Raw genomic sequence first — 14,572 nt, forward strand, 5'->3', positions numbered from 1 at the left:
CGGTTCCGGCCCCCCGCGCGGGCGGTCGGGGTCAGTGGCCGCGGGGCGCGGTGCCGAAGAGCGAGCGGTACATCTTGCCGTACAGTTCGACGTTGTCCTGGCTGGTGGCGAACTGCCGCCCGCCCGGGCCGTAGGCGTAGATCGGCACGTCGGCGCCGGTGTGGTTGCCGGAGAGGTAGGTCAGCCACAGGCTCGCCTCGGGGCTGCCGTCCTGGACGCCCGCCGGGTCGTCCGGGGTGCGGAAGGTGGCCGGGGCGAAGTTCCTCGGGTCGGCCGCGCCGGCGCCGTTGACGGGGCCGGTGGAGCGGGCCGGGTCCTTGGCGCCGGAGGCGGCGCGCGAGGGCAGGGAGTTGTTCGCCGGGTTGCCCGGGTCGGTGTTGGCCGGCGGGGCGAGGGCCTCGGCGTTGGTGTACGAGCCCTTCTCGACGATGTTGAAGCCGGCGCACTCGTGGTCGGCCGTCACGATCACCAGGGTGTGCCCGTCCTTCCGGGCGAAGTCGACGGCCGTCTTCACCGCGTCGTCGAAGGCCTTGACCTCGGCGAGCGTCTGCGCCGCGTCGTTGGCGTGCGAGCGCTTGTCGATCTGGGCGCCCTCGACCTGGAGCAGGAAGCCCTTCTTCGACCGCCCGTCCAGCAGGGACAGCGACTTCCGCGTCATCTCCGCCAGCGTCGGCTCCTGGCGCTGCGGCGCGTCGGCCGACAGGCCCGCCTTCGCCCGCTCGACCGTCAGGTTGCCCCGGTTGAACAGGCCGACGACCTTGCCGCGCGTGACCCCCGCGAGGTCGGCGCGGGTGGCGACCCGCTGGCTGGCGGCGGTCTGCGCGGGCAGCGCCGGATCGCCGAAACTGCCGAGGACCTGGTAGCCCTGGGCCCGCAGCGCCCGCTGGTCGTCCGGCTCGAAGCGGGCCAGACCGCCGCCGAGGATGACGTCGGCGGTGCCGTTGCGGGCGATCTGCTCGGCGATCGGCGTGATCAGGGTCGGGTCGGCGGGCTTGTCCTCGTACGTGCCGTCGGCCTTCCTGGGCAGGCAGGCGGCGTCCGAGTAGACCGGCCCCTGGCAGCCGCGCAGCAGCGCGTGGCTGAACTGCGCGGCCGGGGTGGCGTCGGTGATCTCGGCGGTGGAGACGTTGCCGGTGGCGAAGCCCGCCCGGTGGGCCTGCTCCATCAGGGTCGCGACCCGCTTCTCGTACGCGTCGACGCCGAGCGCGGCGTTGTACGTCTTCACCCCCGACGACCAGGCGGTGGCGGAGCTCGCCGAGTCGGTGACCAGCGCGGGCCGGTCGGTGCCCTTCTCGACGGCGTACGTGGAGACGGCGCCGTACTCCGGCAGCCGCTCCATGTTCAGCCGGCCCGCCGCCCCGTAGTACCGCTCGCGGGCGGCGGTGACATGGGTGCGCCCCATGCCGTCGCCGAGCAGGTAGATGACGTTGCGGATCTCCGGGTGCCGGTCCTCGTGGCGCGGCGCCGAGCTCGCGGTCACGGCGGCGGCCGCCGTCACCGCTCCCGTCACGCCGAGCACCAGCAGGGTCCTCGTACCTCTGCGCATATGAGATGCCTCCTCGGGCATTCCGTCGACCGCGCGCGGACCTTCCCCACCGGTCCGCGGGCGCACCCGGGTCCCCAGGCGCTGCGAGGCTAGGGACGGCCGGTGTACGGGTCGCGGCCGTGAGATGTCGGTGCGGCCAACGCCGCCCGGATTGTGCTCGGTCCGCACGTTCCGCCGTAAAACGGGCGGGTGAGGCAGCTCACGTCCCCCGCGGCACATCCATGGGATCCCTTCGTGCATCTTGTGTGCGCGAGGTCCGCGCGGACCTCGCGCGAGACCGACTTCTACCAAGGGCAGAACATTTTGATATCTACCACTTTGGGCGTGCGTCGTGCCATGACCGTCGCGGTCACCGCGTCGGCCGTGCTGACCGGCGGCCTGTTCGCCGGCCAGGCGCACGCCGCGACGCCGCCCGCCCCGTCCATCACCGCCGCGGGCGGCTTCGTGATGAACAACGGGACGGGCGCCGCGCTCTACGGGAAGGCCGCGGACACCCGCCGCTCGACCGGCTCCACCACGAAGATCATGACCGCGAAGGTGGTGCTGGCCCAGCGCGGCCTCAACCTCGACGCGAAGGTCACGATCGACAAGGCGTACAGCGACTACATCGTCGCCAAGGGCGCCTCCTCGGCCCGGCTCATCGTCGGTGACAAGGTGACCGTCCGGCAGCTCCTCTACGGCCTGATGCTGCCGTCGGGGTGCGACGCCGCGTACGCGCTGGCGGACAAGTTCGGCACCGGCACCACCCGTGCCGCGCGCGTGAAGTCCTTCATCGGCAAGATGAACGACGAGGCGCGCAAGCTGGGCATGAAGAACACCCGCTTCGACTCCTTCGACGGGATCAGCAACGGGTCGAACTACTCGACCCCGCGCGACCTGACGAAGCTGGCGAGCAGCGCGATGAAGGACGCCACCTTCCGCACCGTCGTCAAGACGAAGTCCACGACCCAGCGGGTGACCACCAAGAACGGTGGCTACCGGAACATGGCGTGGACGAACACGAACAAGCTGCTGAGCACCTACAGCGGCGCGATCGGCGTGAAGACCGGCTCCGGCCCGCAGGCCAAGTACTGCCTGGTCTTCGCCGCCACCCGGGGCAACAAGACGGTCATCGGCGCGGTGCTCGGCGCACCCAACGAGACCAACCGGGCGGCCGACGTGAAGAAGCTGCTCGACTACGGCTTCGCCAAGAAGTAGTCAGCGGAGATGTGAGCGGTGCCGGGGGCGCCGTCCGGGAGGGTTCCGGGCGGCGCCCCTTCGCGTACGCGGAGCCGGTGCGCGCCGGTCACGGCCCGCCGCCCAGGCCCGAGCGGCGGGCCCGGACGATGGCCTCCGCGCGGGTCGCCGCCTGGAGCTTCGCCAGGATGTTGGACAGGTGGTTGCGGACCGTCTTCGGGCTCAGCGTCAGCCGCCGCGACACGGCCAGGTTGTCCAGCCCGCGCGCCACCAGGTCCAGCACCTCCCGCTCCCGCGAGGTCAGCTCGGGCAGCGGCACCGGCCCGGCCGCCGCCTCCGCGCGGCCCGTCAGATACGCCACCGCCCGCCCGGCCACGGCAGGCCCCAGGATCACCTCCCCGTTGGCGACCGCCCGCACCGCCCGCTCGATCTCCGCCGCCGCGGCGCCCTTCAGCAGATAGCCGCGCGCCCCGGCCCGCATCGAGGCGAACACCGAGTCGTCGTCGTCCAGCATCGTCACCACCAGCACCCCCGCCCCCGGCAGGATCCGCAGGATCTCCCGCGTCGCGTCCACCCCCGACGCGGCCGTCTCGCCCAGGTGCAGGTCCATCACCACCACGTCCGGGACGAGCGCGGCGGCGGCCGCCACCGCCGCCGCGACCGAGGCCGCCTCGCCCACCACCTCGATCCCCGCCAGCGAGCCCAGCAGCGCCGACATCCCCAGCCGGAACACCGGATGGTCGTCCACCACCAGCACCCTCAGCACGGCAGCCTCAGCTCCAGGCGGGTGCCCCGCCCGTCCTCGCCCGGGCACCAGACGGCGGTGCCCCCGACGCCCTCGGCCCGCTCCCGGATCGACACCGTCCCCACCCCCTGCCGGGCCCCCGCCGGCATCCCCGCCCCGTCGTCCCGCACCGCCACCGTCAACACGTCCTCGTCCGAACCGAGTTCGATCACACACAGCCCCGCCCGCGCGTGCCGGGCCACATTGCGGATCGCCTCCGCGACGATCGCGTACACCGCCCCCGCCACCTCCGGCGGCGTACGGTCCGCCGCCCCGTCCGCCGCCCGGACCAGCACCGTGAGACCGTCCGCCTCGTAGCGCATCACCAGCTCCCGCAGCGCCGCCACCAGGCCCAGCTCGGCCAGCACCGGCGGCACCAGACCGCGCGCGAGCACCCGGACCTCCTCCACCCGCGCGTCCACCTCCTCCCGCAGCCGCGCCAGCAGCTCGTCCGCCCGCTCCGCCCCCGGCGGCAGCAGATTGCGCACCGCCGCGAGACCCAGCCCCACACCCGCCAGCGCCGGCCCGATCTCGTCGTGCAACTCCCGCCGCAACAGCCGGCGTTCGTCGTCCCGGGCCGCCGCGAGCCGGCCGCGCGACTCCCGCAGCGCCCGCGTCACCGCCGCCAGCCGCACGGCCGTCGCGACCACCGGAGCCACCTCGTCGAGCGCCGCCCGCGCCCGCCGGTCCAGCCGCTCCCCGGGCCGGGGCGTCACCAGCAGCACCCCCGCCGGCTCGCCCCGCACCGACAGCGGCACCGCCACGTCGTCCGGCGACCGCCCGGTCGCGCGCTCGCCGGGAAGCCGACCTCTCCCCGGGGCAGGGTCACCCGGACCGAGGATGCGCACCGCGCCCAGCCGGAAGGAGCCCGCGATCGACTCCGCCACCCCGGCCAGCGCCTCCTCCGGCGGCCCGGCGCTGCCCAGTTGCCGTCCCACCCGGGTCAGCGCGGGGGCCGGCGCCTCCCCGTACACCAGCCGGTCCACCCGCCGCTGCAACCAGCCGCGCACCGGCTGGATCGCCGCCGCCGTGCCCGCCGTCGCCAGCACCCGCGCCGCCGTGCCCTCGCCGGGCAGCAGCAGGCCCAGCAGCGCCACCGAGGCGAGGTGCCCGGCCACCAGCAGCCCCGTCAGCAGCGTCCACACCAGGGTCCGGCTGACCGCCAGATCGATGCCGAACAGGCGCCTGCGCAACACCGTCACCAGGATCGCCGCCGGGAAGAACGCCTGCGAGGCGAAGTGCGCGAGCGGCGTGAACAGCGCGACGGCCCGCCCCGGTTCGCCCTCCGGCCAGGCCAGCAGCGGCACGAACGTCGCTGAGATCAGCGCCACGCCGATCGCCAGCCAGCCGAGCCCCCGGGCCTCCCGGTCCCGGTACCGCGTCCACCCCGCGTAGCCCGCCGCACCGAACCCCAGCACCACGACCACCAGTTGGAGCCACCACGCCAGCGGCTCCGCGAGCCGCGCCCACGCCTCGCCGCGCACCCCGAGCGGCGAGAAGGACAGGTCGGCCTCCGGCCACGGCCACGGATCCAGCAGCCGTACGGCGAGGGAGGCGGCGATCACCGCGCCCCCCGCCCCGACGGCGGCACGGCCGCCCCGCGACGGACGCTCCCCGGCCAGCAGATACGGCACCACGAGCATCAGCGCCAGGGTGCCCGGCACCCACGCCGTCCCCTGGAGGACGAGCCAGGGCGGCGGCCCGTCCGGCGCCCCGCCCATGGCCAGCGCGCCGAGCTGGGCGACGACGGCCGAGACGCCCGTGCCGAGCGCCGTCAGCGCGACGAGCCAGCCCACCGGATGCAGCCGCCGGCTCAGCACCACGGCGGCCACCAGCCCGTACACCAGCGCGTCGGCGGTGTCGACGAGGAAGAAGCCCTGGTCGCTGTCCCAGGGCGCGCCCGCCGCCACCGCGAGGACGATCCCGGCGAGCGCGAGCCCCCAGGACGTCAGGAGGACGGCGGCGGCCACCCCCCGATGGCCGCCGCCCCGCCTCTCCGGCACGCGCTCCCCGCCCCCGCCGACCCCGTCCGCGCCCACGTCCCCCACGCCCACGTCCCCCACCCCTCCCCGTCCCCCTTGGGGGAAGGATCCCAAGGCGCCCGGCCGCTGTCACAGGGTCAGGCCGGGACGCGCCGTCCCGCGGCGAAGGCGGCACCGAGGACGAGCAGATACGGCACCCCGACCGCCAGCGCCATGTACTGGAACGGTGTCAGCTGCGTCACCGCCAGCAGCAGCCCGAAGCCCGCGCTCAGCACCCCGATCCAGCGCGCCACCGCCCCCTGCCGGAACGCCGCCACCACCAGCGCCGCCGCCGTCAGCAACAGCCCCGACCACAGCCAGCCGTACGTGCCGAGCTGCCCGACGGCGGCCATCACCGTGTCCGGATCACTCGCCGCCCGCTTGCGGATCAGATGGAACGCCTCGGTGCCCATCCCGCACCCCGCCAGGCTCATCGCCCCGGTCAGCACCATCCCCAGGAACGCCACCCTCGGCACCAGGCTCCCCACCGGGCACTGCCGCTCCAGCCGCCGCTTGAGCCCCGCCCCGAACACCACCGACCCGAACGCCGCGACCGTGAACGACAGCTGCGTCACGAACGCCCACCACATGGTCGAGCCGTCGAACCGGGCCACCATCGCCGCGTTGTCCGCGAGATCGGCCTCCTGGAAGGGCCACAGCGGCCCCGACGCGACGAACACCCCGATCCCCGCGAGGGCGGTCACGATCCCGCCCCACCCCCACGCGCGCCCTTCTTCCCCCGTACCGGCCATGCCGTCCCCCTCGCCACCGCGCGGGGGACCTTCCCCCGCCCGGTCCACGGTCGCGCGCCCGGTGTCCCGCCCGCATGGGCCGGGCGTCCCGGACCGCCGGGATTCCCGGGCGTTGCCGGACGGCCGGGACGGGGTAGAGCGGTGTACGTGCGCATCGGCGTACGCATCCGCATCCACTCCACCCCACTCACGCGACCCGCCCATCCCGCCGAACTCCACACCACACCCCCTCCACTTCACCCGCACGACTACCGAAGGGCACACGGCATGGCGGACGAGAACGGTACGCAGGGGCCGCCGGTGACGGCGGCCGAGCTGTTCGACGGGCTGGGGATCGCCTACGAGCACGCCTTCGGCCGGCTGCCGGCCCAGCGGGCGGCGGTCGAGTGGCTCACCGCCCGCCTGCGCCCCGGCGCCCGCGTCCTCGACGTGGGCAGCGGCACCGGCCGCCCGGTGGCCGAACTGCTGGTCCGCGCGGGCTGCGAGGTGACCGGCATCGACGTCTCCGGAGAGATGGTCGCCCTGGCGCGCACCCAGGTCCCCGGAGCCCGCTTCGTCCAGGCCGACGCGCGGACCTTCGAGGCGCCGGAGGGCGGCTACGACGCGGTCTGCGCGTTCTTCCCGCTGCTGATGATGACCCGGACCGAGGCCGCGGACGTCCTGAAGCGCATGGCGGGCTGGCTCGCGCCGGGCGGTCACCTGGTGACGGCGACCGTGCCCGCGGACGTGGCGGATGCCGGCATCGTCTGGATGGGCCACCCGGTCCGCGTCTCCAGCTTCGCGCCCGAGGAGTACCTGCGCCTCCAGCGCGAGGAGTGCGGCCTGGAGGTCCTCCACCACGCCCTCTCCCTCTTCACCCCGGACGGCCCCCTCGCGACCCCGGAGCAGCACCTCTTCACGTACGCGCGCCGGCCGGGGCCCGCGTGACCGGCGAGATTCGGTGAACGTCCGCTCGAAGTAAGGGCGTCGAGGTCAGGATGCGGGCGGCTCCGGGACCACGGGGTCGGGTGGAGGGGCTGTACGCGCTGGCCCGCTGACCGCCCCCTTGCCCCTCCGGGGAGGGCCGGTCACGGTCACTCCTCCTGGGTGGTGTCCCGGACCTTCTGGGCGATGCCCTCCAGGATCTGCTTCGGGTCGGCGGTGGGGTCGACGGCCTTGCCGATGTTCCGCTTGATGGTGTCGCTGACGCTCAGCCACGAGGGGTCGTTGACCGGGTAGAGGCTCGCGGTGCGCAGCGCGGTGAGGAACTGTTCGGCCTCGGGGTCCGTCGCCGCGTCGCGGGAGGACTGGGTCGCGGAGACGGTGGAGGGGAGCAGGTGGTAGCGCCCGGCGAACTCGTTGAGGTTCTTGTCCTCGTAGACGAAGTCCAGGAAGCTGCCGACCAGTTCGCGGTTGCCGTCGTGCTTGAAGGCCATCATCCAGTCGGCGACACCCGCCGAGGGCGGGGCCTCCTTGCCGCGCAGCGCGTCGGCGACCGGCATGGTCAGGGTGCCGACCTTCATCCCCTTGGCCTCGGCCTGGTGGAGCAGGGACGGGTAGCCGTTGACCATGCCGACCTCGCCGCGCAGGAACGCGGCGAAGGCGTCCTGCCGGTCGAGCCGGGCGGGCGCGACGGGGCCGGTGAGGCCGGGGGCGACGAGGTTGTCCCGGATCCAGCGGAAGGTCTGGGTGTTCTGCGCGGACGCGATGCTGTAGGCGCCGGTGGTGTCGGTGTAGCCGCCGCCGTTGCTCAGCTCCCAGATCAGCGCCTCCGCGTGCGCCTCCTCTGGGCCGAGCGGCAGGGCGTACGGGTAGCCGACACCCTGCCGCTTCAGCGCCTTGGCGGCCGTCTTCAGCTCCGACCAGGTGCGGGGCGGCTCGGCCCCGGCCTTGTCGAACAGGTCCTTGTTGTAGAAGAGCAGCCGGCTGCTGGCCACGAAGGGCAGGCCGTAGAGGGTGTAGTCGACCGTGCCCGCCTCCTTCAGCGGGGCCAGGAAGTTGGCCTCGGCGCGGATCGACAGCACCTCGTCGGCGGAGTACAGGCGCCCCTGCGCGGCGAAGTCGGAGTAGGCGCCCATCAGGGCCACGTCCGGGGCCCGGTCCTCGTCGACCATGCGGGTGACCTCGCGGTCGATGTCCGCCCAGGGCAGCAGCGTCACCTCGACGGTCTTGCCCGGGTGGGCGGCGGTGAAGGCGGCGGCCAGCTTGTCCCAGTACGCCTTGGAGGAGGTCGCCGGGCCGTCGCCGTACTCGGGGACGACCAGCCGGACCGTCGTCCCCGGGCTCCCCGCCGTACCGCAGCCGGTGACGAGGGAGCCGAGCAGTCCGAACGCGGCCAGGGAGGCGGCGAGGCCGGGGAGTCGTGGTCGCACGGGATTTCCTCTTGCTCTCTTGGACAGTGCGTCGGGGATTCTCTCCCGTGTCCAGAGGGTTTTTCGCCCCCTACCGGCGGGTTGTGGTCATAGATCCAAGCAGGCCGGATCCACCTGGTGCTTTCCGCTATGCGGGCACGGCGGCGGACGCGCGTAGAGAGGGTGTTCCCCCGTCATCCGTTGTGGTGACGCGACGCCCCCGTCCGCATGGCGAGACGCGCGCGGGGCAGGGTCGGGGGCGTTCGGACAGGCGTGAGGTGGGGGCGGGAGTGCGGTGACCGCGACGTTGGTGACGGGTGAGGGACGCGGGTACGAGGACGCGGCGGTGGAGGCGCGCCGACGCTGGGGCGGGCTCCTCGACGACGTCGGGAAGGAGGCGCCGCGACGGTACGCCGAAGGGACCGCGCTGCCCCGGGAGGCGTTCCGGCGCGCGGCCGAGGCGGGCCTGACCGGCTTCCCGCTGCCGCCCCGGGCCGGCGGCGGCGGACTGACGGCCGACGCTCGCGCGGGCGGTCTCCGCTGCTCCGCTACCTAACGGATAACTACTCCTCCCGGGTGCCCGCGCGGACGACGGCCGGGACACCGCCGGGCCCCCGGTGGATCCCCCGGCCCCGACCTACAGGAGCTCGTGCGGCGAGTCGATGAGCCGCCGGCGGGCCGTGCGCGCCGCCGGGGCCAGCGCCGCCACGGCGCCGACCGCCGTCACCGCGGCCACCAGCCCCGCCAGCAGCGCGGGCGAGGGCGCCTGCGCGATGCCCGCGCCGATGCCGTCGGCCCGGCCCTCCCGGTCCACCAGCCACCGCCCCAGCAGCGCCCCCGACGCCGTGCCGAGCAGCGCCGCGAGCAGGGCGCCGAGCGCCGCCGCCGTGACGATCACCGCCCCGATCTGGCGCGGGGTCAGCCCGATCGCCCGCAGCGCCAGCAGGTCGCGCGCCCGGGCCCGCACCCCCGCGCCGATCAGGGTGAGCAGCTCGACCAGGGCGATGAAGGCCAGTACCGCGATGAGCGCGGCCACCACCCCGCGCGGGGCGTCGAGCCGGTCCGCCGGTGTCGGCGTCTGCCGCACCTCCAGCGCCCCGCCCGCCGCCCGCGCCACCGCCGCCGCGACCCGCCCGGGATCGGCCCCGGGGCGCAGCACCAGCGCGTGGAACCGCGCCCGCAGTGCCGGATCGCCGTCGCGCAGGACGTCCAGGCCCGTGGAGATCACCCGCCCGTTCTGGTCCGGCTCCAGGCTGCGCCCCACGATGTGCAGGATCTGCGGGCGGCCCTCGACCGTCAGCCGGACCCACTCCCCGACCCGCACCCCGAGCAGGTCCAGCAGCCCCTGCCCGGCGACCGCCTCGTCCGGGCCGCTCGGGGCCCGCCCCGCCACCACGGTGTGCGGATACGGGCGGGTCGCGCCGCCCAGTCCGCGCAGCGTGATCGTGCCGGTCTGGCCCGGCGCCAGCGCCGCGAACTCCGCCCCGGGGTACGTGTCCTGGACCCCTGGCACCGCCGCGAGCGCGCGCTCCAGTGCCGGATCGTCGCCCGGCCCCGGCCGCTCGGCCCGTACGGTGAGGGCGGCGGCGCGGCCCATCGCGGCGGGGTCGGCGCCGAACCGGTCGAGGGTCGACCAGGCGACCAGTGCCACCGTCATCAGCGCCACCGGCAGCGCGAGCCGCGCGATCGACAGCAGACCGGGGCCCCGCCCGGTGAACGCCGAGCGCCAGCCGAGGACCAGCGCGGGGGAGAGGCGCAGCCCGATGGCGCGGCGGCCCAGGCGCGTCAGCGGGTGCGCGGCGGGCAGCGCCGACCGGGCCGCGGGCACCGGCGGCACCCGCCCGGCCCGCCAGGCGGCGAGCCCCGTGGCGGCGCCGATCAGCAGCACGGCGGCGACGGGGAGGCCGACGACGACCGCCCGGTGGCCGGGCAGTTGCGGCCACAGGACCACCGCCTCCCCGATCCGGCCCGGGATCCGGCGGCCGAGCGTCAGCGTCGCCGCGGTGCCGAGCCCGGCGCCCAGCACCGCGAAGCCCAGGTGCTGCACGAGGAAGCCCCGGACCACCTGGCCCGGTGTGAAGCCGACGGCCTTCAGCACCGCGATGTCCCGCAGCTGCCCCCGGACCCGCGCGCCGACCGCGCCCGAGACGGCGACCGCCGCCGCGCCGAGCGCCGCGACCCCGAACGCGGCGAACATCTGCCCGAGCAGCCGGTCCGCGTCCCCGGCGGCGGCCCTGGCCTCCTGCCAGTTCGCCACCCGGTCCACCCGCGCGGCGCCCAGCAGCGTCACGGCCCGCTGCACCACGTACTCGGTGTCGTCCGGGTCCTTCAGCCGCAGCCCCACGCTCTGCCCGGCCGGACCCAGCCGGTCCAGCGTCCCCGGCAGCACCCAGCCCAGGCCCGGGTCCTGACCGGCCCGGTAGCGCGGCTCGGCGGTCTCCGCGACCCCCGCGACCCGCAGTGTCAGCGGCGTCCCGTCCGCGCCGGTGACGGTCACCCGGTCGCCGGGACCGGCCCACAGGGCCCGCGCGAGCCCGCTCTCCAGCACGACCTCGCCGTCGCCGCCGGAGCCGGCGCCGCCCTTGCCGCCGCCGTCACCCCCTCGGCCGCCCTCCCCGCCGCCCGCCGCGAGCCAGCGGCCCCCGGTGAGCAGCGGCCGGGCCACCTCCGGCGGCCGGGCCCCGGCGCCGCGCAGCGCGACCCGGGCCCGTGCGCCGCCCGCCGCGACGGTCGCGTCGGCGGTGCGGTACGGCCCGGAGAGCGCCGCGACCTCGTCCAGCGAGGCCAGCGCCGAGGCGTCCAGACCGCCCCGGGTGTGCAGCCAGACATGGGCACCCTGGGACTGGTTGAAGACCCGCTGCCAGGGATTCACCGCGTAGCCGAGGAGCGCCCCGGACAGCAGCAGCGAGGCGATCACCCCGGCGCTCGCGAGGACCGCGAACAGCGCCTCGCCCCGACGGGCCCGCAGGCCGGAGTGCGCCCAGCGCAGAATGGCCCGCACGGCGTACCGCCTCAGTCTCGTAGTTCGAGGACGCCGGACACCCCGGGCCGGGCGGCGGGCCCGGCGGCGCCGAGCCGCGCGTCGTCGGTGACCTGCCCGTCGAAGAAGCTGATGACCCGGTCGGCGGCGCTCGCCATCCGGGCGTCGTGGGTCACCATCAGGATGCTCTGGCCGCGCCCGTGGAAGCGGGACAGCAGCCGCAGCACGTCCCGGGTGCCCTTGCCGTCGAGGCTGCCGGCCGGCTCGTCGGCCAGCAGCAGCGCCGGCTCGTTGACCAGCGCGCGGGCGAGCGCCACCCGCTGCTGCTCGCCGCCGGACAGCTCGCCCGGCATCGCCCGGTGGCGCCCGGAGAGCCCCAGCTCCTCCAGGAGTCCGGCCCGCGCGCGGCGGGCGGCGCGGGGCGAGGCCCCGGCGAGCAGGGCGGGCAGCTCGACGTTGTCGGCGACGGTGAGGTCGGAGACCAGGTTGAAGAACTGGAAGACCACGCCGACCCGGCGCCTGCGCAGCACGGCCCAGCGGGCCTCGGAGTAGCCGTCCACCCGCTCGCCGCCCAGCCACAGCCGCCCGCCGTCCGGCCGTTCGAGCCCGCCCACCAGGTGCAGCAGGGTCGACTTCCCGGCGCCGGAGGGCCCGGTGACGGCGACGAACTCGCCCGGACGCACGGTCAGATCGACCCCGCGCACGGCCTGGACGGGGGCGCTGTCCCCGCGGTGGGTCTTGGTCAGGCCCTCGGCGTGCACGATCGTCCCCTCGGGAGGGGCGGCGTCCGGAGCTCCGGTCATTCCAGTTCCTCCTGGCAGCGCTCCAGCCAGTCGAGATCGGCCTGCAGGTGCAGCATGGCCCCCTCGATCAGGAGTCGGGCGATCGTGTTGTCGCGGTCCTCGGCGGCGGCCAGCCGGGACAGCGTCCGCATCGTGTTCAGGTGGTGCCGCCGCTGCCGGTGGATCAGGGCGATCGGATCGGCGAGCCCCGACAGCGGGGCCAGCGCCAGCTTCATGAAGAACTCGTCGCGGACCCTCGGCTCGTCGGCGGTCTCCTCGAACCAGGCGGTGACGGCCGCCCGTCCCGCCTCCGTCAGCCGGTACGTCCGCTTGTTGGGGCGGCCGGTCTGCTCGACGTCCTCGCCCTCGATCAGACCGCTCTTCTCCAGCCGCCCGAGCGTCACGTAGACCTGGCCGACGTTCGGCTGAGGGTAGGCCGCGCCCAGCATCTGTTCAAGGCCCTGCTTGAGCTCGTAGCCGTGGGCGGGGCCCCGGGTGAGGAGTGCCAGCAACTGCTGCCGCACACGCTCCCCCTTCTGTGTCGTTCCGGAAGCCCGGACCTGAGACCGGTGGACCGGCTGACCACGGGGTCATCCGGCGGTCCAGTATCACCGATTCCCCCCCGGCCGACCTATGCCACGATGGTCCCCGTTCACGTCCGGGACCACGTCCAGGAGGAGCCCATGGGGTGGATACGGGCCGTGACGCGGGGCATCCTCGCGGCGGCGGTGCTGCTGGCCGGATGCTCCGGCGCCGCGCCGCGCCCCGGACCGGCCGCCTGGGAGCGGGGCCCGCTCACCTTCGTCACCGCCGGGGACCTCACCCGCTACCTCGCCCCGCTGGTGGCCGAGTGGAACCGGACCCACCGCGACGAGCCGGTCACCCTGGTCGAGCTGCCCGACACGGCGGACGAGACCCGGGCCCAGATGCTCAGCGAACTGCGCTCCGGCAGCAGCCGCTTCGACGTCCTCAACATCGACGTGGCCTGGACCTCCGAGTTCGCCGCCGCGGGCCTGATCCGGCCGCTGGACCCCTCCCGCTTCGCACTCGGCGCCCTGCTGCCGCCCGTGGTGGACACGGCCACCTTCGACGGGCGGCTCTACGCCGTCCCGTACGTCACCAACGCCGGGCTGCTCTACTACCGCACGGACGTGCTCGCGGCGGCCGGCGAACGGCCGCCCCGGACCTGGGCCGAGCTCGCCCGGCAGGCCCGTACCCTCGCTCCCCGGTACGGACTGGACGGGTACGCGGGCCAGTTCCTCCCGTACGAGGGGCTGACGGTGAACGTCACCGAGGCCGTCCAGTCCGCCGGCGGCACCGTGCTGCGCGACGACGGCGCCCGGGTCGGCGTCGACTCCGACGCCGCCCGCGCGGGCCTCGCCTTCCTCGCCGACGGGCTGCGCGAGGGCTGGATCCCCGAGGCGGCGCTGCGCTACGACGAGGAGGCGTCCCGGGCCGCGTTCGAGGCGGGCCGGCTGCTCTTCCTGCGCAACTGGCCGTACGTGTACACCGACGCCAACGGGCCCGGCTCCCGGGTCGCCGGACGCGTCGGCGCCGTGCCGCTGCCGGGGCTGAACGGCCCCGGGACGAGCGTGCTCGGCGGCTCCAACCTCGCCGTGTCCGCCCGCTCCCGGCACGCCGCCACCGCCGCCGACTTCATCGCGTACCTCACCAGCGAGCCGGTCCAGCGGGACGTCCTCGTCCGAGGCTCCCTGCCGCCGGTGCGGGCCTCCCTGTACGACGACCCGGAGCTCGTCGCCTCCCACCCCTACCTCCCGATCCTGCGCCGCAGCGTGCTGGCGGCGGTGCCGCGCCCCAAGAGCGCGCGGTACGAGCAGGTGAGCCTCGCCGTCCAGGCCGTCGGGCAGGACGTGCTGGCCCGCCGCGAGACCCCCGAGGACGGCGTGCGGCGGCTGGCCCGCGAACTGGCCGTGATCTCCGGCGGCCGCTGACCCCGCCGCACCCCGCACCCCGCCGCCCTCCCCGCACCCCACCGGCCCTCGGACCCGCCGCCCCTCGCACCCCACCGGCCGAGCCCTCGCACAGCCGTTCCTCCCAACGGGCCGCGGAGGCGGCGGAGTTCGGCGGCGCCGTTGACACCGCGCCGTCACAGCTACTTAACATGCATGCATAGCGGATCCGCTGGCTGTCCGGCATCCGCTCGTCCTGGCACCTCTCCCGCGAGGGCCCGCGCCGCCCGG

12 protein-coding genes are annotated in these 14,572 nt (G+C 75.3%); 4 read left to right on the forward strand and 8 right to left on the reverse strand.

The window, feature by feature from the left end:
- Window positions 1–31: 31 nt before the first annotated feature.
- Window positions 32–1,546, reverse strand: a complete 1,515-nt coding sequence (locus ACZ6J5_RS17775; RefSeq protein WP_469392448.1) for an alkaline phosphatase — start codon at window positions 1,544–1,546, stop codon at window positions 32–34.
- Between the two features lie 336 nt (window positions 1,547–1,882).
- Between ACZ6J5_RS17775 and ACZ6J5_RS17780 the strand changes: the two genes are divergently transcribed.
- The gene (locus ACZ6J5_RS17780; protein ID WP_469392853.1) at window positions 1,883–2,743 is read left to right on the forward strand and encodes a D-alanyl-D-alanine carboxypeptidase family protein; all 861 of its coding nucleotides are present in this window, start codon (window positions 1,883–1,885) and stop codon (window positions 2,741–2,743) included.
- Window positions 2,744–2,831: 88 nt separating this feature from the next.
- Here ACZ6J5_RS17780 and ACZ6J5_RS17785 read toward each other — a convergent pair whose 3' ends face one another.
- The 3 genes from ACZ6J5_RS17785 to ACZ6J5_RS17795 form a co-directional block, all read right to left on the reverse strand.
- Window positions 2,832–3,488, reverse strand: a complete 657-nt coding sequence (locus tag ACZ6J5_RS17785) for a response regulator (protein WP_469392450.1) — start codon at window positions 3,486–3,488, stop codon at window positions 2,832–2,834.
- Complete coding sequence (locus ACZ6J5_RS17790) at window positions 3,482–5,476, reverse strand: histidine kinase (protein ID WP_469392452.1); 1,995 nt, start codon at window positions 5,474–5,476, stop codon at window positions 3,482–3,484. Before ACZ6J5_RS17790 ends, ACZ6J5_RS17785 begins: the two co-directional genes overlap by 7 nt.
- A gap of 149 nt (window positions 5,477–5,625) precedes the next feature.
- Entirely contained in the window at window positions 5,626–6,231 is a 606-nt protein-coding gene (locus tag ACZ6J5_RS17795; protein ID WP_469392454.1) for a hypothetical protein, read from the reverse strand.
- Between the two features lie 315 nt (window positions 6,232–6,546).
- Between ACZ6J5_RS17795 and ACZ6J5_RS17800 the strand changes: the two genes are divergently transcribed.
- Window positions 6,547–7,206, forward strand: coding sequence for a class I SAM-dependent methyltransferase (locus tag ACZ6J5_RS17800; RefSeq protein ID WP_469392456.1), 660 nt, complete (start codon window positions 6,547–6,549; stop codon window positions 7,204–7,206).
- Window positions 7,207–7,352: 146 nt separating this feature from the next.
- Here ACZ6J5_RS17800 and ACZ6J5_RS17805 read toward each other — a convergent pair whose 3' ends face one another.
- Window positions 7,353–8,630, reverse strand: a complete 1,278-nt coding sequence (locus ACZ6J5_RS17805; RefSeq protein WP_469392458.1) for an extracellular solute-binding protein — start codon at window positions 8,628–8,630, stop codon at window positions 7,353–7,355.
- A 274-nt stretch (window positions 8,631–8,904) separates the two neighbouring features.
- On the opposite strand from ACZ6J5_RS17805, the gene ACZ6J5_RS17810 reads away from it, so the two are divergent.
- Complete coding sequence (locus ACZ6J5_RS17810; protein ID WP_469392460.1) at window positions 8,905–9,165, forward strand: acyl-CoA dehydrogenase family protein; 261 nt, start codon at window positions 8,905–8,907, stop codon at window positions 9,163–9,165.
- 81 nt (window positions 9,166–9,246) lie between these two features.
- On the opposite strand, the gene ACZ6J5_RS17815 is transcribed toward ACZ6J5_RS17810, so the two are convergent.
- From ACZ6J5_RS17815 to ACZ6J5_RS17825, 3 genes are read right to left on the reverse strand one after another with little or no spacing between them, the layout of a single operon-like run.
- Window positions 9,247–11,610 (reverse strand): ABC transporter permease, encoded by a 2,364-nt coding sequence (locus ACZ6J5_RS17815; RefSeq protein WP_469392462.1) that lies wholly within the window; start codon window positions 11,608–11,610, stop codon window positions 9,247–9,249.
- An 11-nt stretch (window positions 11,611–11,621) separates the two neighbouring features.
- Complete coding sequence (locus ACZ6J5_RS17820; RefSeq protein WP_469392463.1) at window positions 11,622–12,392, reverse strand: ABC transporter ATP-binding protein; 771 nt, start codon at window positions 12,390–12,392, stop codon at window positions 11,622–11,624.
- Window positions 12,389–12,895, reverse strand: a complete 507-nt coding sequence (locus ACZ6J5_RS17825) for a PadR family transcriptional regulator (protein ID WP_469392465.1) — start codon at window positions 12,893–12,895, stop codon at window positions 12,389–12,391. Before ACZ6J5_RS17825 ends, ACZ6J5_RS17820 begins: the two co-directional genes overlap by 4 nt.
- 159 nt (window positions 12,896–13,054) lie before the next feature.
- Here ACZ6J5_RS17825 and ACZ6J5_RS17830 point away from each other — a divergent pair, with 159 nt between their 5' ends.
- Window positions 13,055–14,323 (forward strand): ABC transporter substrate-binding protein, encoded by a 1,269-nt coding sequence (locus ACZ6J5_RS17830; RefSeq protein WP_469392467.1) that lies wholly within the window; start codon window positions 13,055–13,057, stop codon window positions 14,321–14,323.
- The last annotated feature ends 249 nt before the right edge of the window (window positions 14,324–14,572 follow it).

The sequence above is a fragment of the Streptomyces sp. NPDC042100 genome (assembly GCF_055582325.1).

Excerpts from the sequence above, each read along its gene's own strand:
- ACZ6J5_RS17775 (WP_469392448.1), bottom strand. The coding sequence starts at position 1,546 with ATGCGCAGAGGTACGAGGACCCTGCTGGTGCTCGGCGTGACGGGAGCG.
- ACZ6J5_RS17780 (WP_469392853.1), top strand. The coding sequence starts at position 1,883 with ATGACCGTCGCGGTCACCGCGTCGGCCGTGCTGACCGGCGGCCTGTTC.
- ACZ6J5_RS17800 (WP_469392456.1), top strand. The coding sequence starts at position 6,547 with ATGGCGGACGAGAACGGTACGCAGGGGCCGCCGGTGACGGCGGCCGAG.
- ACZ6J5_RS17820 (WP_469392463.1), bottom strand. The coding sequence starts at position 12,392 with ATGACCGGAGCTCCGGACGCCGCCCCTCCCGAGGGGACGATCGTGCAC.
- ACZ6J5_RS17830 (WP_469392467.1), top strand. The coding sequence starts at position 13,055 with ATGGGGTGGATACGGGCCGTGACGCGGGGCATCCTCGCGGCGGCGGTG.